The organism is Pedobacter albus (assembly GCF_036324255.1).
GTDB lineage: Bacteria > Bacteroidota > Bacteroidia > Sphingobacteriales > Sphingobacteriaceae > Pedobacter > Pedobacter albus.
The window spans coordinates 309531-334502 of record NZ_JAZDQT010000002.1; the positions used below are offsets into that span (position 1 = coordinate 309531).

The following is a 24972-nucleotide window of genomic DNA, read 5'->3' on the forward strand; positions in this document are numbered from 1 at the left end:
AAATTGAAGGAATCGAGGTACCATTCAAAATTCAATCATTCACTCATTCAGTCATTCAAAATTATATTAAGATGAAAATAACGCTAGTAGCTGTTGGCAAAACAGAAGACAAATACCTGATCGAAGGCATAGCAAAGTACCTTAACCGCTTAAAGCACTACATTAATTTTAGCTTTGTCATTATTCCCGACATCAAAAACACTAAAAACCTTACGGAAGCCCAACAGAAAACCAAAGAGGCCGAACTGATTGCCAAGCAACTGAATCCCGGCGATGTAGTGCTACTGCTCGACGAAAAGGGCAAAAAGCACAGCTCGGTTTCCTTTTCCGAATACCTGAACAAACAGATGATCGGCAGCGTACAGCACCTGGTATTTATTATCGGTGGCCCCTATGGTTTTGACGACAGCATTTACAAGCGCGCCAACGGCAGCTTATCGCTATCAGACATGACTTTTTCGCATCAAATGGTACGCCTCTTTTTTGTAGAGCAGTTGTACCGTGCCTTTACCATCCTCAAAAACGAACCTTATCACCATGCGTAGCCTATTATTAACTTTCGTTGCTTTTTTTGCCTTGGCAAGTGCCCATGCGCAACAATCTGGCTTAGACCATTTTAATGTCGGCATGGAAAAAGCAAGGCAAAAAGATTACAAAGGCGCCATCGAATCGTATAACAAGGCCATTGAATTGGATTCTACCGACTGGAAAAACTATTTTAACCGCGGACTGGCCTATAAAGACCTCAAAAACTACAAGTCGGCACTTGCCGATTTTACAGCGGCCATCAGGTTTGCGCCCGAAAACGAAATCCTGTATTACAGCAGCGGCATTACCAAATATATGCTCAGGGATTTTGCAGGGGCTGTGGCCGATCTCCATAAATTAATTGAGCTCGACAGTGATTATCCATCGGCTTATTTGGTGAGGGGAAATGCGTACAGAGAACTCAAAAACGACAAACTGGCCATTGCCGATTACAATAGTGCCATCAAGGCCAACCCAGAGGAAGAGGAAGCTTATTTTCAACGCGGGGTTTTGCGTGGCTACCAAAAGGATTTTGCCGGTGCCGTAGCCGATTTTTCGAAAGCCATAGCCCTCAATCCCGAAAATGCCAACAGCTATGTAAACCGGGGTTTGGCCAGGCTCAACAACAAGCAAAAAGAAGAGGCCTGTGTCGATTTTAAAAAAGCCATGGCGCTAGGCCATGCCAATGCCAAGCAAATGCTGGCTGCTTATTGCAAATAGTTTATGGAAATGTTTGAGGTTTTTCATCGTTTAATAAAAAGGAGGATTCATGTTACCGAGCGATTATAAAAGAAATTACAAGTTTAGAACCGATAATTCGAAAGAGAAAAAAGTAATGAACATTACCGTTACCATTTTGATCGTACTGGTAATAGCCTGGTATGCCTACAGTTATTTCTTTAGCTAAGGCAAGCGAAGGAAATGCACAAGCTGAAACTCTTCGTTTTGCTTCTTTTGGCTTCGAATTTTTCGATGGCCCAGCAGCTTGACAATGCCACTGTCCTGCCGTTTAACCTCGAAACCCTAACCCGCCTTTCGTTGAGGCCGGATTCTATCCTGCCAAGTTTTGATGGCCATTATTTTTATTACAAAAACATCAAAAACAACCAGAAAATAACCGAGCAGGGATTTGAGCTGGCCTACCCGTTTAACAGCTTCGATTACGCGCTGATTAAAAACGGCAGCAAATTTGGCATAATAGACAGAAATGGCAATTTAATAGTAGATCCAAAGCAGAACAACTTTCTCCTTTCCGACAGGTTAAGAAGCTACGAGGATTATTTACTGGTGGTTTCTGAAGAAAAGTCCTTCGATTTGCGGACAGGGAAACTGGCAAGCCAATGGATTGCATGTGCAGAGCCCATGGCACCGGCATTGTTTGTCTTTAGTAACAAGCATGGCAAATATGGCTTAAAAAAAAGAAAAGTATCCGACAATATTGAAGATACTGTTGTTAAGCCCACGTTCGACAGCATCTATTTTGCAGGCCATCAAATAGCAGTAGCCAAAAAGAAAAACAAAATTGGGGTTGTTGACGAAACCGGCCAAACCTTGTTCAAGTTTGATTATGACGACTTTTTGATTCAAGGCTTCAATTCGGGCGGTCGCCGGTTTCCGGCTTCCTATTCGCCACAATTTATGGGCTTGTTTAAAAACAAAAAGTGGGAATATTATAACCTAGAAAAAGGAAAGCCTGTAGCAATTATATCCTTCGTCCATAGGTGCGAAATATTGGGCGACCTTATCGTTAAAAACGGTCTGGGCATTTTTAAGGATGATAAAAAATACAGGATCTTATATAAGGATGGCTCCAGTAGCCCAGAAGCTTATGACTGGCTATCAAGCAAGGCTTCAGTAGGCATTAGCAACAACAAGGTTTACCTTATCCAAGCCGACGGCAAACGCTATTCCTATTATTAAGCACTGGGCTAAAGTTCCCATAAAAAAAGCACCATTCCTTTCGGGTGGTGCTTTTTTATTCTTAAAAACGTTAATTAAACGCCTTTTTTGCTTGTCATGTTGGCCTTTTTAGCCGGTGCCGATGTTTTGGTAGTTGGTGCCTTGGCATTGCTTGGCTTGGCCTTAGGCGCTGCTTTGGCTTTTTTCTCTGCTTTTTCTTCCACCTTTGGCGCATCTGCATCCGCGCCTTCTGGGGTTTCGGTAAACAAAGGCAAATCCTTAAGCAACTGGTACCAGGTTAGGATTTTCTTCATATCAGAAGCATAAACCTTTTCTTGGTCGTGGCCCGGAGCTACCTCTAAAAAGAAGCCGCGCAAAGCCTTGCCATCTGCCTTGCTATCAGGCACTGCATTTTTGCTAGCCGCAATGTTGGCCAATACATCAACCAGTTTTAGTTCTTCGTCTTCGCCATAAATGGTGATATCTTCTAACGAAGCCAATTTGGTAGTCGAAATATTAGCTACGATTTTCAGCTTTTGTTCGTCTAGGCTTTCTAAAACGTAGCCTACTTTATTTTGTCCAACCAGCTTAAACAAGCCTGGTCTGCCAGATACGGCTACAATTCCTCTTAAGTTCATATGTTTTGTATTGCGTACAGTGTATGGCGTATGGCGTTTCCGCTATGCGCTCTACTTAAGTACTAATCTTCTATAACTTCAATTGATAAAATTCTATCGCCTTGTCTAATGTCGTCAACAAGATCTACATTTTCAATCACCTTGCCAAAACAAGTGTGGTTGCGGTCTAAATGCGCGGTATTATCTCTGCTGTGGCAAACAAAAAATTGCGATCCGCCAGTATTTCTTCCGGCATGTGCCATAGACAATACGCCACGGTCGTGGTATTGGTTATCTCCGCTTAGCTCGCAATCGATTTTGTAGCCCGGACCGCCTGTACCAGGCATGCCAGTTGCGCCTTCCTTAGAATTAGGGCAGCCGCCTTGGATAACAAAATTCGGGATTACACGGTGAAAGGTAACGCCATCATAAAAGCCTTCGCTGGCTAATTTCTTAAAGTTGGCAACAGTACTCGGAGCATCTTTGTCATAGAACTCCACGGTCATATCACCTTTTTCAGTCTTTATTATTGCTTTGCTCATTTTATAATTTATTGTGAAGAGACAAATTTAACAAATTGAAACGATTAGCCTAATACCTGAGCCACAAATCGTATCAAAGAAATACTAAATTGATATGAAACCTGCTGTTTTAACGTTTTTATCAAGGTAATAATTTCAGATTAGCCTCCAAAAAATATACATTCGCATAGCAAGTATCCTTATGGCTATAAATAAATTCCGTTTAATTGTTTGCCTGCTGTTGTGTTCGGTAGCAAGCCGGGCCTCTTCTATCCTCATTTACATGGACGAAGGCCAAAAAAACCACCTCAAAGCCTATGGCATTGCCTATTGGAGCATTAAGCAGCAGGCAGAGGTCGATTGGCTGCTCAACTACCGCGGGGGAAGTTTTTTGGTGAAGTATGCCAAACCCATTGAAGACGAGTGCAAGATCCGTGGCGTTTCTTACGAGGTAATTGCCGATGGAAAAGCCGCCGCCATTTTGAACGAAATCAACAATCCGGATGTGAACATGGAAATGGTGAAGCTGGAAAAAGCACCGAAAATCGCCGTTTATTCGCCCAAAAGCAAACTTCCTTGGGACGATGCCGTGACCTTGGTGCTCACCTATGCCGAAATTCCCTACGATGTTATTTACGACGACGAAATCCTGAAAGACAAATTGGGCAATTATGATTGGTTGCACCTGCACCACGAAGATTTTACCGGACAATACGGCCGTTTCTGGAATGCTTTTAGAAATGCCACCTGGTATCAGGAAGACGTGAAATATCAAGAGGCTGCGGCCAAGAGAAACGGCTTTAAAAAGGTATCCGAAATGAAACTGGCCGTGGCCAAGCGCATCAAGGAGTTTTGCGCAGGCGGAGGCTTTCTGTTTGCCATGTGTTCGGGTACCGATAGTTTCGACATTGCCCTGGCTGCCGAAGGCGTTGATATTGCCGAAAGCATGTTTGATGGTGATGGAACTGATGCCAATGCCCAATCTAAGCTCAACTACAACAACTGTGTGGCCTTTAAGGATTTTAAAATTGACCTAAACCCCGAACGTTACGAATTTTCGGACATAGACGTAACCCAAACCCGTACTTTTACCGAGAGCAACGATTATTTTACCCTATTCGATTTTTCGGCCAAATGGGATTTGGTGCCAACCATGCTTACCCAAGACCACGACAAAGTGATTAAAGGCTTTATGGGCCAAACTACCGCCTTTAGAAAAAGCCTGATCAAACCCAGTGTAACCATTTTGGGCGAAAACAAGGGCGGGGCCGAAGTGCGTTACCTGCATGGTGAAATTGGAAAAGGGCAATTTACTTTTTATGGAGGACACGACCCCGAAGATTACCAGCACCAGGTAAACGATCCACCTACCGACCTGAGCCTGCACCCCAACTCGCCGGGCTACCGCCTGATTTTGAACAACGTGCTTTTTCCGGCGGCCAAAAAGAAACCGCAGAAGACCTAAATAAGACTAAAGCTTAAAGGCTAAAGACCAAAGCACGTCAAAACTTAAAGGCCAAAGACTAAAGCATAAAGGCTAGCAATAATATTTTTTAAAATATGAGGTGTAGTAGCAATCCAAATGCAATACATCAACATCAACGCCCAAACATTACTTTAGTCTTTAAGCTTTAGTCTTTAAGCCAACACTTGCGAAGTTTTTAAGACTTCGCAAGTGTTAATCGCAAATGTTAATCGTAAAAATTCCAGCTTACGCCAAATTTAAGCAGGCGGTCGGGCATCGGGTATCGGTTAACCGTATAAAAGCCATTGCTAAAAAGGCCTTGGTTTACGTAATCGTATTTAAGGAAAAGATTCGCTCTGCGCAAACCGGCCTTGATCCAAACATCGACTACGGGTTTGGTGCCTAGTTTTACGGGGTCGCCGTTATAAAACTGGCTGGTTGCGGGTGAATAAGAAAGTGCCGAATAGGCGGTATTGTACCTGATATCGAAACCGATTTGTGTTTTCAAAGCCTTAAACAAGGTCTGTTCCTTATAAATGCTGTTGAAAGTATACACTTCGGGTGTTCTTAAGATGTCTTTGCTGTCTGTTTTCTGGTAAACCACATAAGCGTCCAAATGGAAGCTTCTATAGGTAAACTTCTTGCCCACGCTTACCTGTAGCAAATTGATGCTGCCAGTAGCTTGTTGCGGTGCAATACCCGTTTTGGCATCGGCAGCAAAATACAGGTAGTTATCAATCAAATAATAGGCAGCTGAGGCATCAAAACCGTATCTTGGATTAAGATAGTTAAAGGTAAAGTTTACCGTTTTCGTCCGGTTGAAGTTGTTTACCCAATCGTAGTAATTGCCATAATAGCGCGAATAGATTTCTTCGGGCGATTTATTCTGCATATAGGCCCCCAGCACAATTTGTCCGGCCTTATTGCCCAAAAGCACATTGCTCTTTGCTTCGTAAAGGAAATCGCCGGTATTTTCGCCCTGAAATATCTGCTGCAGGTTCACGTTGATATCAACCTTGTTGCTAAAGCGATAGCCCAAAGCCCCTAACAAGCTGATGTTTTGGAAAGAAGCCTTATGCTCGTAGTACAGGCTACGATCGCGCTGCAAGCCTTGTTGCGTATAGCTGTAAAAATCGTGTCTGATACCCGCATCAATCTTCAGCTCGTTTTTGCCCAAGAAACCGCTTCCTCTTCCCCGTAGGAAAAAGGTGTACACAAAATCGTTCTGCAAGTGCTTTACGCTGGTCGAATCATTGGTAAAAACAGAGTCGACCGGGTGGATCTTATCCGGAAATGGCGTTCCTACCACAATGGCCTTATAGGCATCTATCTCGTCTTTTTTAAACGAATAGGCACTTTTGGTATAAACGAGGGTATGCGTAATCTTGTTGGTAGGCAATATGCTTTGGTTACTGGCGTTCAGCGTGCTGTCTATGCGCCCTACAAAATAGCTTTGGCGGATCATAAATTGATTTTTCCGCCACAGCTGCTTGGCTGTACCGAGTCTAACGGGTTCTGCCTGCTTATCAACCAACGAACCGCTGGTTTGCGTAAAGATGGTATCTTTGAGAATAGATCCGTTTTCTTGGGCCTTAAAAGTATTAAAAACGGCATCGGCCCAGAGGTTGTAGCGCTTGTTTGGCGATTGGAACCAAATAAACAAGGCCGCATTCAACACATCGCCACGCTGATGGGTATAAGCGCCATTGGCCCCGATACGATCAAAATTTGCCCCAAAATTGAAGTTCTTGTTCACGTTTTGCGAATGGACGATTTTGAGCACCTGCTCCTTATCAGAACCATTTACATAATACAGGCTGGTAAAAGGCGTTCGGGCACGGTAAAACTTCACGTCGTCGTAATTGAGCGCATAGTAATCCATGGCATGAAAACCGGCATCAAAGCCGATGTTTTTTCTCGGATCGAACAGCAATGAAGTAGCCGAAAGGCCCATTACACCTGTGCCGATGGTGGGCCTGCGCGGCTGTTGCAACACGCTAAAATTCTGGATGCCGGTAAGTCCGGTATCAATAGGCAAGGTATGGATGCTGTCTTTGGTTAAGCGCAAGGTGGTATACCTGATGTACTTCGAATCGAATACCACCGAATCTTTTGCGCCCTCTTCCTTCTTCCGCAAAGAATCGAGTTCCTTATTATTGGTTACACTGGTTTTCAAATCTTGCGCAAACAATTGCGAAGTGCAAAAAGCCAGGCTGCAGCACAGAAGAAAGGCAATGAGTTTCTGCATTATAGAGAAGAAATAAGCTGGCTAAGAATTTGGGTCATTTTGGGTTCTGCATGCGCCGCCGTTTCTAAAATCTCTTCCAGGCTAAAAGGCTGCAGGTCTTCCGGAAAACCTTCGTCGGTTAATACAGAAATGGCAAAAACCGGCAATCCGGCGTGGTTGGCCACAATCACTTCAGGTACGGTGCTCATGCCCACGGCATCGCCACCAATAATGCGCAGGTATTTGTACTCGGCCTTGGTTTCTAAATTCGGGCCGGTTACGGCCACATAAACGCCTTGATGACAAGTAATATTGGCTTCTTGCGCAATTTTTAAGCCTTTGGCAATCAGCTCGCGGTTGTAAGGCTGACTCATATCGGGGAAACGTGGCCCTAAATCAGAATCGTTGATGCCACGCAAAGGGCTTTCGTGCTGCAGGTTGATGTGGTCGCTGATGATCATCAGGTCGCCTTTCTTAAAATCAGGGTTGAGCGAACCGGCCGCATTCGATACAAAGAGATACTGAATACCCAAAGCCTTTAGCACCCTGATAGGAAAAGTAATCTGCTGCATGCTATAGCCTTCGTAATAGTGGAGCCTGCCCTGCATGGCCACTACCTTTTTGCCTTGCAAAGTACCAAAAATCAAGCGACCAGAGTGGAACTCGAGCGTAGAAATCGGGAAATTGGGGATACTGGCATACAATACGCTGTGGCTCACTTCAATTTCTTTGACCAAACCGCCAAGGCCTGTGCCCAGCACGATGCCAACTTCGGGTTTAAAATCTTCTATTTTATGCTTAAGGTAGGTTACCGACTCTTTTAGTTCTTGCAACATAGTCTAATATATTTTTGTCAAAGGTTTGCTTATCTGTAACGGCCAATTCTAGCTGTATTGGCAGGTAGAATATCGGCAAATTTAAGAGTAAATCTTTTAAATTATCTCCTAATAAACGCTTACTATCCTTTTCTGTTGTAATTATAATCTTTTCTTTTGAAGAATGCTCGTCAAAGGCCTTAACCAGCTGCCTGATATCGTCTTGCTTAAAACGGTAATGGTCTGGAAACTCGAAAGCCACGATGTTTGAAGTCAGGCTTTTCAAATAATTAGCCAGGGGAGCAGGATTGGCAATGCCGGTGAGCAAAAATACTGTGGTTGTTGCCCGAACAGCTCGGGTTTCGCCACCAAACAAAGGCAGCAGTTCTCCATATTTGATCGAAGCAAAGGAAAGGGTCTGTTCTTCACGCAACAAAAACCCCTTGCCTATTTCCTCCTTCACCTCCTGCTTTAAGGTAGCCGGCACTTTGGTTACCAACAAGGCATCGGCACGCCTGTAGGCATTAAAAGGTTCGCGCAAATTGCCCATGGGCAGCAAAAACTGCCAGTGCATGAAAGAAGCAAAATCGAACAACAGGATGTTAAATCCGGCTTTTACCGCACGGTGTTGAAAGGCATCGTCCAGCAAAATCACTTCATGATTGGCCTTGAGCTGGTTAATGCCTTTTACCCGATCTTCGCACACCGCAACGGTTACCTGTGGAAATTTTTGATGGTACTGCAAGGGCTCATCGCCAATGGTTTCGGCTGTCGCCTGGGCATCGGCCAATACAAAGCCTTTGGTTTTCCGGCCGTAGCCTCGGCTCAGGATGGCCACTTTATAATCGGCCAGCAGCCTCACCAAATATTCGGTAGTAGGCGTTTTGCCCGCACCGCCAACCACCACATTACCAATGCAAATAACAGGCAGTTCGAAGCGCACCGATTTGAAAATGCCCCAATCGTACAATTTGTTCCTAAGCATAACCACTATGCCATAAAGCAGGGCAAATGGAAAAAGTAAGAGGCGCAGGTATTTAAGCATGTTCAAGGTTCAAAAATAGCTATTATTAACCGTACTACCTTATGCATCGTGTACAATGGCCGTTAATTGTGAAAACACCATGGAAAGCAGAGAAATAAACCGCACTTTTATGCCGCTATTTTACAATGGCATTAAACTATAAAACCTATCTTTGTACAAACAAGAATTTAATTTATGCTTAAAGGATTTTTTAACGTACCTGCTCCTGTTAACGAGCCCATTTTGGGTTATGCACCAGGAAGTAAAGAACGCGAATTGTTAAAAGCGGCACTAGCCGAAAGCCGCTCAAAAGTGATCGATATCCCGATGTATATCGGTAGCGAAGAAGTTTATACCGAAGACAAGGGAAAAATCACCCCTCCGCACGATCACCAGCATTTGTTGGCCAACTATAGCAAGGGCAACAAAAACCACGTAAGCCAAGCCATTGATGCTGCTTTGGCAGCCAAGGCCGATTGGGAAAACCTGGCATGGGAGCACCGCGCAGCCATCTTCTTAAAAGCTGCCGACCTAATTGCAGGTCCGTACCGTTATAAATTAAATGCCGCCACCATGTTGGGACAAAGCAAAAATGCTTTCCAGGCAGAAATCGACTCGGCTTGCGAGCTGATCGACTTTTTGCGTTTCAACGTGAGCTACATGACCGAAATCTACAAGCAACAACCTCCGGTATCGCCTCGCGGCAGCTGGAACCGTGTAGAGCAACGTCCGTTAGAGGGCTTTGTGTTTGCCTTAACTCCGTTTAACTTTACCGCCATTGCCGGCAACTTGCCTACTTCGGTAGCCATGATGGGCAATGTAGTGGTTTGGAAACCAGCCAATACCCAAATCTATGCCGCCAATGTACTGATGCAGATTTTCCGCGAAGCGGGTTTGCCAGACGGTGTCATCAACCTGGTTTATGTTTCTGGTCCCGATGCAGGCGATGTGATTTTCTCTCACCCTGATTTTGCGGGCATCCACTTTACCGGATCTACCGGCGTTTTTCAAGACATCTGGAAAACCATCGGCACCAATATCCACAAGTACAAAACCTATCCTCGCATAGTAGGCGAAACCGGTGGCAAAGACTTTATCTTGATACATGGTTCTGCCGATGCAGAGGTATCTAGCACAGCCATTATCCGTGGCGCTTTCGAATACCAAGGTCAAAAATGTTCTGCGGCTTCGAGGGTATATATTGCCAAAAGCCTATGGCCAAAAATAAAAGAACTGATGTTGAGGGATTTGGCGACCTTTAAAATGGGCCCTACCGAAGATTTCAGCAACTTTATCAATGCGGTTATCGACGAGAAATCGTTCAACAGCTTGGCTAAATATATCGATGCAGCCAAAAACGACAAAGGCGTTGAAATTATTGCCGGCGGCAACTACGACAAAACTAAAGGCTATTTCATCGAGCCTACGGTTTTAGTGGTCGACGACCCGAAATATACCACCATGTGCGAAGAGCTGTTTGGCCCGGTATTAACCATTTTTGTATACGACGATAAAGATTTCGATAAAACTTTAGACATTATTGACAGCACTTCTATCTATGCCTTAACGGGTGCCGTAATTGGCCAAGACCGTTATGCTTTAGAAAAAGCTACCCAACGCTTGCGCAATGCGGCCGGTAACTTCTACATTAACGACAAATGTACAGGTGCCGTAGTTGGTCAGCAGCCATTTGGCGGCGCCAGAGGCAGTGGTACGAACGATAAAGCCGGTTCGATGATCAACTTGTTGCGCTGGGTTTCTCCACGTACCATCAAAGAAACCTTCGATCCACCAAAAGATTATCGCTATCCGTTTTTAGCAGAAAGCTAACAACACTTGCGAAGTTTATTGGACAACAACACTTGCGAAGTTTTAAAAACTTCGCAAGTATATCAAGAAAAGGCCGGATGAACCGGCCTTTTTTATTTTTTCATTTTCCGGTAAGCCGAAGGCGATACGTGCATCCATTTGGTAAACAGGCGCGAAAAATAATAAGGGTCTTTAATGCCAACGGTATTCGAAATCTGTTTGATAGACAAATCGGTAAAGCGCAACTGCTGACAAGCTTTCTGTATTTTGAGGTGGTTAAAATAATCGCTGGGCGAATAACCTGTAGCCGACCTGAATACCATAGAAAAATGCGAAACAGAGAGATTGGCCCTATCGGCAAAATCTTTAAGGGCAAAACTGGCGCCTAGGTTTTGTTGCATAAATTTAATTACCTCGCCCACCACCTGATTGCTGTTTTTCAGCTCTACACGGCCAAATTTGTCTTCATACAAAATAGAAGAGAGGAAATGGTAAAAGGCCATGGTTATAAAACGCAGGTTATCGTCGCTGTAGCCGTTTTCGAGCGTGAGGTAGATTTCCTCAAAAATCTTGATCCGGTTTTCGTTAAAGATAATTTTGGGCTCCAGGCCGCTCACCTGCTCGGAAATGAGCTCGATAATCTGTTTCGATAACTTGCCTTTAAAATGAACCCAATAAATACTCCAGGGATTTTGCTCGTCGGCACCATAGCTATGTTTGGCCCCTAGGGGAATGATAAAAAACGTAGACGGCGAAATCACCACCCGTTGCCCTTCCAGCTCTACCCAGCCCGTACCATCTACGCAATAAATCAAGATGTGCTGTTCGGCACCTTCCTCGCGCAGTACAAAATGGTTTTTGGCTTTCGGAAAATAGCCGATGTCGGTAATATAAATCTGTTTGGTAATGGGATCTTTCTTTAAAAAAGCACTTTCGATCTTTTTGGGCAGCACAATATGCCTTTGGCCCTCAAAGCCCTCTCTTTTTTTGATTCTTACCGGGGATTGATGTTTTTTCATGACAGCATAAACCTCCTGCCCTAGCCTTGGCAAGGACCTGCAAACGAGGCTATATTTGGTTTTCTTTGCCGAAAGATACTAAGAAGCTACTTAAATATGGCTCATTTTTTTATCGCCAGCAACCAAAATCAGTTTACGGTTTTCAGTTCACAGTTTTCAGTTCCCAAACCGTGAACCATGGACTATGCGCCATCGACTAAAGCTAGTCCACAGTTTTCGGTTCTCAGTTTCCAAACCATGAACCATGGACTATCGACTATTGACTATAAACTATCGACCAAAGCAAGAGCTTGATGCTTGATGTTCATGAAGTTTTATTTGTTTCTTTTAAATGCCCGTGGTATCTTTAGGTACAGATGAAAATCGACAAAGACAAAAGCGAGTTTTTAGACGAGGTAATCGAGCAATGGAAAACCGACGGACTGATAGATGCCGATACCGAAACTAAACTGAAAAAAAGTTACGAAACCAAGGCTTTCGACTGGCTAAGGCTGGCCCAATATTCTTTTTGGATTGCCATGGCCTGTGGCTTTATCTCGCTTGGTGCATTTCTGATAGACGATTCGGTGCTTAACTACCTGAAAAAAATCTACCAAACGCCCAATATCATCATCAGCATTTTATCGGCAGCTGGTGCGGGCTGGCTGTACTACCTTGGCTTTAAACGCAAAAAACACCACAGCGAACTCCGGTTTAGCAACGAGGCCATCTTGTTTAGCGCCATCCTGCTCACGGCCAATGCCCTGGCTTATTTTGGCAAAACCATCGATAATGGCAGCGGACATTTTTCCGTCCTCATTCTTATTTCGGTATTTGTTTATGGTATCATCGGCTATCTGTACCGCTCTAAACTGACTTGGATTTTCGCCTTGATTTCGCTGGCGGCCTGGTTTGGTACCGAAACCGGTTACCTGAGCAGAAGCAACTATTATTTCCTGGGCATGAACTACCCTTTGCGTTTTGTATTTTTCGGCTTGGCGGTAACTGCCTTGGCCTTTTTGCTGCGCAACCATAAAAAATGGGGCTACTTTTTTGAGGTAAGCTATGTTTGCGGCATGGTTTACCTGTTTGTATCGCTCTGGTTTTTATCGGTTTTTGGCAATTACGGAACGTTGGAGGCCTGGTATGGCATCAAGCAGCTGAGCCTATTCTATTACGCCATTGTTTCGGCAGGAGTTTGCCTCATCAGCATCTGGGCAGGCCTCAAATACAGAGATGAAGTGGCGCGCGAATTTGGCATCACCTTCTTGTTCCTGAACCTGTACACCCGCTATTTCGAATATTTTTGGGACAGCTGGCACAAGGCCCTTTTCTTTTTGGTACTGGCGGCTTCTTTTTGGCTCATCGGGCGCAAGGCCGAAAAAATCTGGAACCTCGAGTTTCTCAAATAAGCCATCACAAGCAGGGCTTTATCATCATGATATTCCAATAAAAAAGCCATCTCCTAAGAGACGGCTTCTATTAAAATTGACAATTGTTTTGCTTATTTATTGGCTTTCATTTTATACACTGGCGAAATGTCGGCTGCGCTAGAAGCACTTACCTTCATATCGCTGATCAAGCCGGTTTTAAGGCTGTATACCCAAGCGTGCACTGACAATTCCTGTCCGGCGGCCCAAGCATTTTGCACAATTGAGGTGCTCATGATATTGGCTGCGCCCTCAATGGCGTTCAGTTCTACCAAACGATCAAATTTACGGGCTTGGTCTTTAATGGTATCCAATTCCCTGTCGTGGATGCGGTAAACATCCTTGATATTCCTCAACCAGTTATCGATCAAACCAACCTGTTTATCGCCAAGTGCCGCATTGACGCCACCGCAGCCATAATGGCCACAAACGATTACGTGTTTTACTTTAAGCACATTTACCGAATAATCCAATACGCTTAGCAAGTTCATATCGGTATGCGTAACCACGTTGGCAATATTGCGGTGTACGAAGATATCGCCAGGCAAGGTGTTGGTAATCTGGTTGGCCGGCACGCGACTGTCAGAACAACCAATCCACAATACCGGTGGGTTTTGCCCTGCTGCCAAACGGTCGAAGAAAGCAGGATCTTCGTTTAAGGTGGTCGCAACCCAATCTTTATTGCCCTGCAATAGGCTATCGTAAGTAATGGTTTCTTGACGGTTATCTTTTTCTATATTTTTTGCGCACATAATTTTAATGATTAATTTTTTCTACAATGTTAGTATTTAATTTAGGCACAGTGTAATGACTTTTAATGTGCTCTAAAGTTACGATAATGCCTTTAGTATAAGCATTATGTTTGTAATTAAAAATGGTTTCCAATACGTCGGGATCGATGTACCTGGCGTTTGAACCGTCGATAATTACATTGGTTTCTTTCGGGATATTGGTTAACAACACCTGAATAGAGGCTTTGTTTAAAAAAGATACCTCTTCGGCCAGCTTAATCCTGATATTTTTCTTGTTTCCCTCTTCCTGTACTTTATAAAAGAATGGATTGCGCATGTTGGTACGCAACAAGTAAAAAATAGAGAAAGCCATACCGATAGCTACCCCTTTTAACAAGTCGGTAAGCACTACGGCCAGCACGGTAACCACAAAAGGAACAAATTGGTCCCATCCTTTATGGTACATGTGCTTAAACAGCGAAATGCGTGTCAATTTATAGCCGGTTACCAAAAGTACCGCTGCCAAACAGGCCAAAGGGATCATGTTGATCAGCTTCGGAATGAACAGCAACGACAGCAGCAACAAAGTACCGTGTATAATGGTAGCCATTTTGGTGCGGCCACCTGCATTAACGTTGGCCGAGCTGCGCACAATTACCGAAGTCATTGGCAAACCACCCAACATACCGCTGGCCATATTGCCAAAACCTTGGGCCACCAACTCGCGATTGGTTGGCGTTACCCTTTTAATCGGATCGATTTTATCAACCGCTTCGATCCCCAACAAGGTTTCTAAACTGGCCACCACGGCAATGGTTAAGCCTACTATCCAAACCTGCTTATTGCCAATGGCCGAAAAGTCGGGTGTGCTGAATAGGTTTTTAAATTCGTCCCAGCCATTAAACAAAGGAATATTCACCATCTGATCGGCCCTGAGCTGATAGCTGGTTCCCTGAAAGGCCATAGCCAGCCCCACGCCTAGTATCACCACCAAAAAAGGTGCCGGCACCGTGTTGAGTTTTTTGATTTTTGGCCAAAAAACCAGGATGGCGATAGACAGCAAACTGATGATAATAGCCGCCAAGCTCAATCCATTTACAGCGTGCACAATAGCCGAAAAGGTATTGTCGCCATCTTTTTGGAAGAAGCCTTCGTCGCCAAAATAATCTTTGTCTACACCAATGGCATGTGGCAGTTGCTTCAAGATCAGCAATACGCCGATACCAGCCAACATACCTTCAATTACGCTCGATGGAAAGTAATTACCAATAGTGCCGGCCTTAATAAGGCCGAGCACCATTTGGATAGCACCTGCCAAAACCACAGCAAGTAAGAAGACCTGGTAACTGCCCAACGAGGCAATTGCACCCAGAACAATAGCAGTTAAACCCGCAGCCGGTCCGCTAACACTCAATTGCGAACCACTGATGGCGCCTACAACAACGCCTCCCACAATACCGGCAATTAAACCGGCAAACAGCGGAGCGCCAGAGGCCAAGGCAATGCCCAAACATAAAGGCAAGGCCACTAAAAACACTACGATACTCGAAGGTATGTCGCGTTTTAAATTCTTTTTTAAGAAATATTTATTAATACCCGACCCTGAGGTCGAACCCACATTTTCCATAATAAACTCGCGTTAAATTTTATTTTTTTCATAAGGAATCGTCCCGCAGCCACTGCTACAGTTCACATTTGACGACAAAAAGTAAAAGCCTATGAAAAGTTAGGAGGCGGTGTGGGTACCGAAGGGTGATAAGGATCTACGTATCGCCGAGAATGCTCTATAAAACTGTTGGTTACCCCGTAATCGATTTCGAGGGGCACATAAGTAAGATCATAGCGATAGAACATTAATTTATGGTCGGCAAACTTTACGCTGCCTTTGGCCGTATCGTCGCCATGGTTCTCTGCCTCAAGCTGCATAATCACAGCATTCATCAGACTTTTGTCTAAGTGGGCAAAAAACACTGGCGCGCCAGAAATTACCATCTTTGCCGTAAAGATGCCCATGAAGGCAATCACGATAAGTAAACGGTATTTTCTAAACCACATAAATCTTTTTGTTTTTTCGATTTCTCCAAAAATAGTTCCAAAAACACCAAAGTGACAAATAAAATGGTAAAAAAAATGTAATTAAATCATCGGCTTCCCGCAAAATCGATACCCAAGGCAGGGCTAAAAAATAATTTCTGTTCGAAAAGCTATGGATTAACCGTAATTTCACGGCCCAAAGCGCATACTACTTGATATCGCTGCAAAACCATTGGTAAAAAATGAAAAAAGGTCTTTTTTTGTTCGTTTGTTTAGTTCCGCTTTTGGCCATGGCGCAAAACAACAACGCCCCGTCTTCGTATGATATCCACGACATTAAAATTACGGGCTACCTGCAAACTCAATTCCAGAAAGCGCAGTCGGCGGGAATTACTTCCTTTTCTGGCGGAGATTTTTCGGCAAACAGCGACAGCCGTTTCATGATTAGGCGTGGCCGACTAAAAATAGACCGGGTAGACAAATATTCGAGCATCGTTTTTCAGATAGATGCTACCCAAAACGGCGTAAACCTGATGGATGCCTTTATCCAGCTCCATGCCCCAACGGTTCCAGAATTTATGTTTACCGCCGGCTTGTTCAACCGTCCTTTCGGCTACTCCATCATCTACTCGTCAGGCTATCGCGATTTTCCGGAAAGGGCGCGCGTGTTTCAAACCCTAATGCCGAGGGAAAGGGATCTCGGCGCAATGGTTTCTTTCCATCCCCAAAAAATAGCCAAGTTTTTGACGGCCGATTTTGCGGTGATCAATGGCAGCGGACTTTCGGCCCGGGATTACGATTCTAAAAAAGACATGGTGGGTGGCCTTAACTTCAAATTCGACAGCCTAGCCAATAAAAAACTGCATATCGGCTTTGGAGGCTCGTTTTACAAAGGCACCGTTCGCAGCAATACCGATACCTATTATACCAATAACGGCCACGGCTTTGCCAGTAACACCAGCGCCAGCAATATTGGCAGCAACCTGAAGCGCGACTATTATGGCGCCAACCTGCAGGTGCAATACGACAATGTTTTTGGCACCACCAGCCTCAAAACCGAATATGTGGCAGGCACCCAGCCCGGCGTAGCCAGCAGCGCCAGTTTGGCAGGTCCCTATGCCAGCCAAAGCTTTGCCACACAGCCCGCCACCAACCTATACCTGCGCCATTTTAACGGCTACTATATTTGGCTGACGCAACAAATTGCCAAAACCAGGTTCAGTGTAATTATGGCTTACGATGTTTACGACCCCAATACCGATATCGACGAAAAAGAAATCGGATTGGCCGGCAACAACACCACAGCAGGCGATATTAAATACGGAACTTTGGGCTATGGCCTAACCTGTGCCTTAAGCCCACGATTAAAGCTTACCGTTTACAACGAACATGTGACAAACGATGGCACGGCCCTATCAGGCTACCAGAGCGATTTAAAGGACAATGTATTTACCACGCGTTTGCAATACCGTTGGTAATTTCTAATTTTAAAAAAATCCATTTTGAAAGAATGAAGAATAAGATCGAAAGCTTACAGCATAAAATAAAAAGTGCCCATTTGGGCGGAGGTCAGGCGCGCATTGACAGTCAGCATAAAAAAGGCAAGCTCACTGCCCGCGAACGTATCCATTTTCTGTTGGATGAAGGCAGCTTTGAAGAAATAGGCATGCTGGTAACGCACCGCAGCACCGATTTTGGCATGGAACAGGAAAAATACCTGGGCGATGGCGTAATTACAGGCTATGGCACGGTAAATGGCCGATTGACTTATGTTTTTTCGCAAGATTTTACCGTTTTTGGAGGCTCGCTTTCCGAAACCCATGCCGAAAAGATTTGCAAAATCATGGAAATGGCCATGAAAAACGGCGCACCAATTATTGGCTTGAACGATAGTGGCGGGGCCCGTATTCAAGAAGGCGTGGTTTCGTTGGGCGGTTATGCCGATATTTTTTACCGCAACGTACAGGCTTCTGGGGTTATCCCGCAGCTTTCGGCCATTATGGGGCCTTGTGCAGGTGGCGCAGTGTATTCGCCAGCCATCACCGATTTTATCCTGATGGTCGAAAATACTTCCTACATGTTTGTAACCGGCCCGAATGTGGTTAAAACCGTTACGCACGAAGAAGTAAGTTCGGAAGAATTGGGCGGTGCCACTACGCACGCCACCAAATCGGGTGTTACCCATTTTGCCTGCGCCAACGAACTTGACGCCATTAGCCATGTGAAAAAACTGTTGAGCTACATGCCGCAAAACTGCGAAGAAAGGCCTACCAGCCTAGCTTACGAAACAGCCAACGAAAACAGGCCTGCATTAGACGAACTATTGCCACAAAATGCTTCGCAGCCTTATGACATCAGGGATGTAGTGGCCGAAGTGGTAGATACCGACAGCTTTTTAGAAGTACACGCCGCTTATGCCGAAAATATTGTGGTGGGTTTTGCCCGCCTAGCCGGACGCAGCATTGGCATTGTGGCCAACCAACCTGCTTATTTGGCTGGCGTTTTAGACAATCACGCTTCGGTAAAGGCTGCCCGTTTTGTACGTTTCTGCGATTGCTTTAACATTCCGCTACTTGTTTTTGAAGATGTTCCTGGATTTTTGCCGGGCACAGACCAAGAGTGGAACGGCATTATCAGCAATGGCGCCAAATTATTGTATGCCTTTAGCGAAGCTACCGTACCTCGAATTACGGTAATTACCCGCAAGGCCTATGGGGGCGCCTACGACGTGATGAACTCGAAACATATCGGTGCCGACATGAATTACGCTTGGCCAAGTGCCGAAATTGCGGTAATGGGTGCCAAAGGCGCGGCCGAAATCATTTTCAAAAGAGAAATCAGCAATGCCGAAAACCCACAGGAAAAATGGCTGGAAAAAGAAAAACTGTATTCGGAAATCTTTGCCAATCCTTACCGTGCGGCAGAACGCGGCTTTGTAGATGAGGTGATCGAACCTTCGCAAACCCGCACCAAGCTGATCAAGGCTTTTAAAATGCTTGAAAACAAAGTGGTGAACAATCCACGAAAAAAACACGGCAATATCCCTCTTTAAGGCGAAAGGCAAAAGACCAAAGGTAAAAGGTTTGGGTACATCCTAAGCCTTTTATCTCTCAACCTTTTACCCTCTACCTTTTACCCCTCAACCTTATACCTTCCTTCCATGTTAAAGCGAGCCGATATTTTATTGATGGCCTTCTGCACAGGCCTTATTGTAGCTAACATTTACTATTGCCAGCCTTTGGTGATCTTAATAGCCCAAGATTTTGGCATCAGCGAAACCATGGCCGGCAAAACCACCTACCTTACCCAGGCAGGTTATGCCCTGGGCCTTTTCTTGTTGGTGCCATTGGGCGATATGTTCGAGCGCAAAAAGCAAATCCTGGTTATTACTGGATTGGCCATTTTGGCACTTTTGCTGGCCGCCGTTTCTAAAAGTTTCTTTGTACTGGAAATAGCCAGCTTTCTAATTGGTGCCTGCTCTATTGTACCCCAACTGATTTTGCCCTTAACTGCCAATTTAAGCGACGATAGCAACCGCGGGCACAACATTGGCATCGTGATGAGCGGTTTGCTGGTTGGTATACTCGCCTCGCGTGCAGTAAGTGGCAGCATTGGCTTTTGGCTGGGCTGGCGTGCCGTTTATTACATGGCGGCCGGAATTTGTTTGCTACTGATTGCCTTGATGGCCAAACGCTTTCCCAAAAGCTTTCCCTCATTTAAAGGCAATTATGCACAGCTGATGGGTTCGATGTTCAGCTACATCAAATCGCAACCCGTATTGCGCGAAACCTCGATCATCAACTTTCTGGCCTTTGCCATTATCAGTGGTTTTTGGACCGTGATGGTGCTTTTTCTGGCCAATCCGCCCTATAATTACCAGACTTTGCAAATCGGCCTGTTTGGCATTGCTGGCGCTGCTGGTGCTTTGGCCGCCCCTTTGGTGGGTAAATTGAGCGATGGTGGCAATCCACGCCAAAACCTGATGAAAGGTTTTATCCTGCAACTGGTAAGCATAGCCCTGTTCTATTTTATCGGCACAGCCGTTATTCCTTTTATTATTGGTATTATTCTGATTGATATTGGTCAGCAGGCTATCCATGTAACCAACCAAACCCGCATTTACACCCTCATTCCGGAGGCCCGAAATCGGCTCAATACCATCTTCATGTCGGTAAGTTTTGTGGGTGCCAGTTGCGGTTCTGCTTTAGGTTTGCTACTTTGGGAACATGGGGGCTGGAATTTGTTCTGTTATGGAATGACGGCCATCGTAATCATCAACATTTTAATTTATCAATTTTATAGCAAAAAGAAATTTACATCCTAACTCAATCTATCTATGACATTTAAAAACGCTTTCAAAACATTCGTCATCCTTTTAACAACAATTATAAGCTTAAACAAAGCAAGCGCACAAGATACCGTAAGAGCTGATCAGCCTGCAGCAGTAAAATCACTCAACAAAATCAGGCTTAACCTGTTAGGTCTGTACTACGAACACGAACAAAAAATAGGCATGCGCGCTACTGTTTATTTCGGTGCAGGGCTTGCGAGCACTGTCGCCATTGAATATGGCAGCAGATTTGAACAGAGCTATAATGGCACAAGCTACGACTACACCATATCAAGACCCGAAACAAGATCTTACTTTAGCCTTAGTCCGAGTGTTTATGCCGGCATTAGAAACTATTACAATTTTAATAAGCGCATAGCCAAAGGCAAGAGGACTATTAATAATTCTGGCAGTTATTTTGGCGCAGAAGTGGCTGGTTATTTTTACCCATTGTTTCAAAGCAAGGGCTATACCAGTCCAAACTGGGAAATCGGCCTTACTCCGGTATGGGGTTTTCAGCATGCCATGAGCAGAAAGACCAGTTTTGAGTTCAACATTGGCCCAACCGTTCGCACCAACGAATTTGAAACCTATTATGGCATTGATGGCCGAATTGGTTTCACATTTTTATTATAGATGGAAGCAGTAGTAGAACAAATATTTCCTTCATTAACCTGGCGTATCAGGCATATCGCCATGTACCCAGACCAGCCTTACGACTTTGTAAAGCTGGAAAACGATTTTGAGGGCACCCATTTTGGCCTTTACCTGAACCACGAGCTTACTGGAGTGGTTTCTTTGTTTGTGGAAGGTACTGTTGGCCAGTTTCGCAAATTGGCCATTTTGCCCGAAGCACAGGGCCATGGATTGGGCAAACAGCTGATGGAATACCTGATCGATTACTGCCAAGTGCAAAATCTGACCAAATTATGGTGCAATGCACGGGTAAATGCCAAAGAATTTTATCTTAAATTTGGCTTTGTTGCAACCGACAAAACCTATACCGCGGCTGGCTACGATTTTGTAATTATGGAAAAGGAATTTTAGAGGATAGATTGACGATTTTAGATTTGAATACGGTTCCAATCGTAAATCGTAAATCGTAAATCGTAAATCTAAAATATATTTAACGCACTCAAAGTTTGAACAATTGGATTTTAACGAACTGTACTAATCGTCAATCCAAAATCAGAAAATATAATTATGGCAAAGAAAAAAGACGAAGAAAAAAAGAAAAAACATGTTCCTGTAGTGACCAAAAAATCGCTACAGTTTTTTGAAGAATATATCAACAATGCCGCGCCTACCGGCTATGAGTGGAACGGACAGAAACTTTGGCTGGACTATTTGAAACCTTATATCGATGAGCATTTCATCGACAATTATGGCACGGCTGTGGGCGTTATCAACCCTAAGGCCAGCTATAAAGTGGTTATCGAAGCTCATGCCGACGAGATTTCGTGGTATGTAAACTACATCACCAGCGATGGTTTGATTTATGTAATCCGCAATGGAGGCTCTGACCATCAAATCGCACCTTCAAAACGCGTGAACATCCACACCGAAAAAGGCTATGTAAAAGCGGTATTCGGCTGGCCGGCCATCCACACCCGTCATGGCGAAAAAGAACAGGCTCCAGAACTGAAAAACATCTTTTTAGATTGTGGCTGCACCAGCAAGGAAGAAGTTGAAGCCTTGGGCGTGCATGTAGGTTGCGTAATTACCTACGAAGACGAGTTTATGGTATTGAACGACCGTTATTACGTAGGCCGTGCACTAGATAACCGTGCCGGTGGCTTTATGATTGCCGAAGTGGCTCGTTTGCTTAAAGAAAATAAGAAAAAACTGCCTTTTGGCTTGTACATCGTCAATTCGGTACAAGAAGAAATTGGCCTGCGTGGCGCCGAAATGATTGCCCAACGCATTAAACCCAATGTGGCTATCGTAACCGATGTAACCCACGATACCACCACGCCGATGATCAGCAAGGTTACCCAAGGCGATTTGGCCTGTGGCAAAGGTCCGGTGGTTTCTTACGCCCCTGCGGTACAAACCAACCTGAACAAATTGTTAATCAAAACCGCTGAAAAGAACGACATTCCATTTCAGCGTCAAGCCTCTTCACGCTCAACCGGAACTGATACCGATGCCTTCGCCTACTCTAACGGCGGCGTACCTTCGGCATTGATTTCGCTGCCTTTGCGCTACATGCACACTACCGTAGAAATGGTGCACAAAGAAGACGTTGATAATGTAATCAGCTTGATTTACGAAAGCTTATTGAACATTAAAGCCGATCAGGATTTCAGGGAATTTAAGTAAGGTAGAAGGCTTAAGGTAGAGGCTTATTGCCAACTGAAAACCGCCAACTGCAACCTGAATTCTGCTAAGCTGCAGCTAAAACCAAATACAGCCCGAGGAATTATTTCTCGGGCTTTTTAGTAGCCAGTATTTGGCGACTAAATGAGGCGTTAGGCGCTTAAAATGTTCATATATTTTACATTATTTTACGCAACAAAATCGTTTTAATCAGTAAATCAACTGCTTAACACTTGCTTTGCTCCTCCACAAAGCTTATTTTTGATGTTCAACACCAATAAACCAAACTTGTCAAGAAGTATACATATCAACTCGTTCGAAGAATTGTTTAGGAACAACTATGCAAAGCTATGCCACTTTGCCTTCCAGTTTCTGAAAGACGAGGACGCGTCTAAAGATATTGTACAAGAAACCTTTGCCACTTTTTGGGACAGCAAGGAAAGTTTGCAGGTAGAGCCCAACGCCACAAGCTCCTTTCTTTATGCTTCGGTTAGAAATGCCTGTTTAAACAAGCTGCGCAGGCTAAAGCTAGAAAACGGTTATTTGAATAATCAGGAAGCAGATCCGTTTGAAGAAGCCATTGGCCTCAACTCGATGATCCGCTCTGAAGTAATTGCCGAATTACACAAAGCCATTACCATGCTTCCCAAAAACTGCCAGCTCATTTTCCGCATGGGCTATTTGGAAGGATTGAAAAATCCACAGATTGCCGCCGAACTGGGCATCAGCATCAACACGGTGAAAACCCAGAAAAAACGGGGCCTCGAGCTGATCAAAATGCGTGTAAACCCTGATTTCTTGGCTTTGGTGCTGATTTTCTTGGCCCAAAACAAATAATTTCGAAAAAAGTTCATTTTCTTTTCACCCTTTTTTGCTTTTCAGGTTTCTTACCTAAGAATATGAAAATGCAAAAAGCCCCCGAACTCATTGCCAAACTGATAACCAAGTTCTTAAAAAACGAACTTTCTGAACAAGAAAGCAAGGATTTTGAACTTTGGCTAGCCAGCGACCCTAAAAATATAACGCTTTTGGAATCGTTTCGCGATACCCCGAGCGTACAAGAAGAACTCAACTATTTCAATACGATAGATACCGACAAAGATTGGGCGATTCTTTCCAACAAGCTGAACTTGAAGCCATCGCCAAAGCTGAACTGGATCAAAATCATCAGTTACAGCGCCGCCGCTATCCTGCTGCTGGTAGCGGGAATTGGGTTGTATCAATATACCACTAGCCAAAGGGCGAAAATGCCTGTGTTAGCTTTACAAGCCGATGCCTACGACATCAAACCTGGAGGTCTGAAAGCCCAGTTTATCTCCGCCGACGGCTCATCAACAGTCTTAAATGGCAAAATAGCCAAGGAAACCGATGCCAATATCGCCACCAAAGAGGGCTTTTTATGGGTAAAAAATACCGGCCGACAAAAAAACGGCTATAACCAATTAAAAACGCCAAAGGCTGGCGAGTACAAGATGATACTGCCCGATGGCACCAAAGTATTTCTCAATTCGGCCTCTACCCTTAGGTTTTCGAACAATTTTAACAAAGGCGACAGGCGTGTAGAACTCGACGGAGAGGCTTACTTCGAAGTGGCCCACAACCAAGACCTGCCATTTGTGGTCAAATTCAACAAAACCGAGGTAGAAGTACTCGGCACGCACTTTAACATTTCGGCCTATAGCGAAGAAGCCACCAAAACAACCTTATTGGAAGGTGCCATCAAAATCAGGACGGAAAAAGACCAGAGCATCCTTAAGCCTGGCGACGAAGCCAATGTGGCCAACGGCATGCTGAACGTACACAAAGTAGATACTTATAAGTCGATAGCCTGGAAAGAAGGCATGTTCTATTTCCACGAAGACGGCATTACCGAAATATTGGACCAGATTGCCCGCTGGTACGATGTTAAAATAGAATACCAAGGCACTCCAGGCACCAAAAAGTATAGCGGCGATATCCGCAGGGAAGCGACCCTCAACCAGGTACTGCAAATGCTAAACGCGGTGAGCGGTGCCAAATTTGACCTTAAAGACCGAACTGTAACTGTAAATTTTTAACCCAATAAACCATTTAACAACACTATGCCATAAAACACAAACAACAAACTATTACAGATGAGGCACAAAAAAGCCGGGGACACTGCCATGTTCCCGGCCCAACTTGTGTTTGTTCTTTCGACAAATTATTGAAATAAACCGATTTAAAAACTACACAAACAAAAATAT

At 44.5% G+C, this 24972-nt stretch carries 24 protein-coding genes; 15 read left to right on the forward strand and 9 right to left on the reverse strand.

Features of this window, described 5'->3' with window-relative positions:
- The first annotated feature begins 71 nt into the window (after positions 1–71).
- From rlmH to VRU48_RS11190, 4 genes are read left to right on the forward strand one after another with little or no spacing between them, the layout of a single operon-like run.
- The gene (rlmH, locus tag VRU48_RS11175) at positions 72–545 is read left to right on the forward strand and encodes a 23S rRNA (pseudouridine(1915)-N(3))-methyltransferase RlmH (RefSeq protein WP_330108007.1); all 474 of its coding nucleotides are present in this window, start codon (positions 72–74) and stop codon (positions 543–545) included.
- Entirely contained in the window at positions 538–1248 is a 711-nt protein-coding gene (locus VRU48_RS11180; protein ID WP_330108008.1) for a tetratricopeptide repeat protein, read from the forward strand. Before rlmH ends, VRU48_RS11180 begins: the two co-directional genes overlap by 8 nt.
- 49 nt (positions 1249–1297) lie before the next feature.
- Complete coding sequence (locus VRU48_RS11185) at positions 1298–1435, forward strand: hypothetical protein (protein ID WP_330108009.1); 138 nt, start codon at positions 1298–1300, stop codon at positions 1433–1435.
- Between the two features lie 14 nt (positions 1436–1449).
- A complete protein-coding gene (locus VRU48_RS11190) occupies positions 1450–2448 on the forward strand; it encodes a hypothetical protein (protein ID WP_330108010.1) in 999 nt (332 codons plus the stop codon).
- 74 nt (positions 2449–2522) lie between these two features.
- Here VRU48_RS11190 and VRU48_RS11195 read toward each other — a convergent pair whose 3' ends face one another.
- Together VRU48_RS11195 and VRU48_RS11200 are read right to left on the reverse strand one after the other, a co-directional pair.
- Positions 2523–3065: a DUF5606 family protein gene (locus tag VRU48_RS11195; protein ID WP_330108011.1), complete on the reverse strand. Its 543-nt coding sequence runs from the start codon at positions 3063–3065 to the stop codon at positions 2523–2525.
- Positions 3066–3127: 62 nt separating this feature from the next.
- Positions 3128–3586 (reverse strand): peptidylprolyl isomerase, encoded by a 459-nt coding sequence (locus VRU48_RS11200; RefSeq protein WP_330108012.1) that lies wholly within the window; start codon positions 3584–3586, stop codon positions 3128–3130.
- Between the two features lie 262 nt (positions 3587–3848).
- Here VRU48_RS11200 and VRU48_RS11205 point away from each other — a divergent pair, with 262 nt between their 5' ends.
- The gene (locus tag VRU48_RS11205) at positions 3849–5030 is read left to right on the forward strand and encodes an asparagine synthetase B (protein WP_330108740.1); all 1182 of its coding nucleotides are present in this window, start codon (positions 3849–3851) and stop codon (positions 5028–5030) included.
- 226 nt (positions 5031–5256) lie between these two features.
- On the opposite strand, the gene VRU48_RS11210 is transcribed toward VRU48_RS11205, so the two are convergent.
- The 3 genes from VRU48_RS11210 to lpxK are packed head-to-tail and all read right to left on the reverse strand — an operon-like array spanning position 5257 to position 9117.
- Complete coding sequence (locus VRU48_RS11210) at positions 5257–7278, reverse strand: putative porin (RefSeq protein WP_330108013.1); 2022 nt, start codon at positions 7276–7278, stop codon at positions 5257–5259.
- Positions 7278–8093, reverse strand: coding sequence for a purine-nucleoside phosphorylase (locus VRU48_RS11215; protein ID WP_330108014.1), 816 nt, complete (start codon positions 8091–8093; stop codon positions 7278–7280). Before VRU48_RS11215 ends, VRU48_RS11210 begins: the two co-directional genes overlap by 1 nt.
- Positions 8056–9117: a tetraacyldisaccharide 4'-kinase gene (gene lpxK, locus VRU48_RS11220; RefSeq protein WP_330108015.1), complete on the reverse strand. Its 1062-nt coding sequence runs from the start codon at positions 9115–9117 to the stop codon at positions 8056–8058. Before lpxK ends, VRU48_RS11215 begins: the two co-directional genes overlap by 38 nt.
- Positions 9118–9291: 174 nt before the next feature.
- Between lpxK and pruA the strand changes: the two genes are divergently transcribed.
- Positions 9292–10926 (forward strand): L-glutamate gamma-semialdehyde dehydrogenase, encoded by a 1635-nt coding sequence (gene pruA, locus VRU48_RS11225; RefSeq protein WP_330108016.1) that lies wholly within the window; start codon positions 9292–9294, stop codon positions 10924–10926.
- A 92-nt stretch (positions 10927–11018) separates the two neighbouring features.
- On the opposite strand, the gene VRU48_RS11230 is transcribed toward pruA, so the two are convergent.
- Entirely contained in the window at positions 11019–11924 is a 906-nt protein-coding gene (locus VRU48_RS11230) for an AraC family transcriptional regulator (protein WP_330108017.1), read from the reverse strand.
- Positions 11925–12280: 356 nt separating this feature from the next.
- Between VRU48_RS11230 and VRU48_RS11235 the strand changes: the two genes are divergently transcribed.
- The gene (locus VRU48_RS11235) at positions 12281–13315 is read left to right on the forward strand and encodes a DUF2157 domain-containing protein (protein ID WP_330108018.1); all 1035 of its coding nucleotides are present in this window, start codon (positions 12281–12283) and stop codon (positions 13313–13315) included.
- A 92-nt stretch (positions 13316–13407) separates the two neighbouring features.
- On the opposite strand, the gene VRU48_RS11240 is transcribed toward VRU48_RS11235, so the two are convergent.
- The 3 genes from VRU48_RS11240 to VRU48_RS11250 all read right to left on the reverse strand — a co-directional run bounded on the left by VRU48_RS11240 (position 13408) and on the right by VRU48_RS11250 (position 16119).
- Entirely contained in the window at positions 13408–14085 is a 678-nt protein-coding gene (locus tag VRU48_RS11240; RefSeq protein WP_330108019.1) for a carbonic anhydrase, read from the reverse strand.
- Between the two features lie 4 nt (positions 14086–14089).
- A complete protein-coding gene (locus VRU48_RS11245) occupies positions 14090–15691 on the reverse strand; it encodes a SulP family inorganic anion transporter (protein WP_330108020.1) in 1602 nt (533 codons plus the stop codon).
- A gap of 89 nt (positions 15692–15780) precedes the next feature.
- Entirely contained in the window at positions 15781–16119 is a 339-nt protein-coding gene (locus tag VRU48_RS11250) for a hypothetical protein (protein ID WP_330108021.1), read from the reverse strand.
- 221 nt (positions 16120–16340) lie between these two features.
- Between VRU48_RS11250 and VRU48_RS11255 the strand changes: the two genes are divergently transcribed.
- From VRU48_RS11255 to VRU48_RS11290, 8 genes are all read left to right on the forward strand, one after another.
- Positions 16341–17576 carry a porin gene (locus tag VRU48_RS11255; protein ID WP_330108022.1) on the forward strand — a complete coding sequence of 412 codons (1236 nt, stop codon included), beginning with the start codon at positions 16341–16343 and terminating at the stop codon, positions 17574–17576.
- Positions 17577–17608: 32 nt separating this feature from the next.
- Positions 17609–19150 carry an acyl-CoA carboxylase subunit beta gene (locus VRU48_RS11260; RefSeq protein ID WP_330108023.1) on the forward strand — a complete coding sequence of 514 codons (1542 nt, stop codon included), beginning with the start codon at positions 17609–17611 and terminating at the stop codon, positions 19148–19150.
- A gap of 108 nt (positions 19151–19258) precedes the next feature.
- Positions 19259–20422 carry an MFS transporter gene (locus tag VRU48_RS11265; protein ID WP_330108024.1) on the forward strand — a complete coding sequence of 388 codons (1164 nt, stop codon included), beginning with the start codon at positions 19259–19261 and terminating at the stop codon, positions 20420–20422.
- Positions 20423–20434: 12 nt separating this feature from the next.
- Positions 20435–21064 carry a hypothetical protein gene (locus VRU48_RS11270; protein ID WP_330108025.1) on the forward strand — a complete coding sequence of 210 codons (630 nt, stop codon included), beginning with the start codon at positions 20435–20437 and terminating at the stop codon, positions 21062–21064.
- Entirely contained in the window at positions 21065–21475 is a 411-nt protein-coding gene (locus tag VRU48_RS11275) for a GNAT family N-acetyltransferase (RefSeq protein WP_330108026.1), read from the forward strand.
- A gap of 156 nt (positions 21476–21631) precedes the next feature.
- Complete coding sequence (locus tag VRU48_RS11280) at positions 21632–22750, forward strand: M42 family metallopeptidase (RefSeq protein ID WP_330108027.1); 1119 nt, start codon at positions 21632–21634, stop codon at positions 22748–22750.
- Between the two features lie 285 nt (positions 22751–23035).
- A complete protein-coding gene (locus VRU48_RS11285) occupies positions 23036–23584 on the forward strand; it encodes an RNA polymerase sigma-70 factor (RefSeq protein WP_330108028.1) in 549 nt (182 codons plus the stop codon).
- 68 nt (positions 23585–23652) lie between these two features.
- Positions 23653–24804 carry a FecR family protein gene (locus VRU48_RS11290; protein ID WP_330108029.1) on the forward strand — a complete coding sequence of 384 codons (1152 nt, stop codon included), beginning with the start codon at positions 23653–23655 and terminating at the stop codon, positions 24802–24804.
- Positions 24805–24972: the final 168 nt, after the last annotated feature.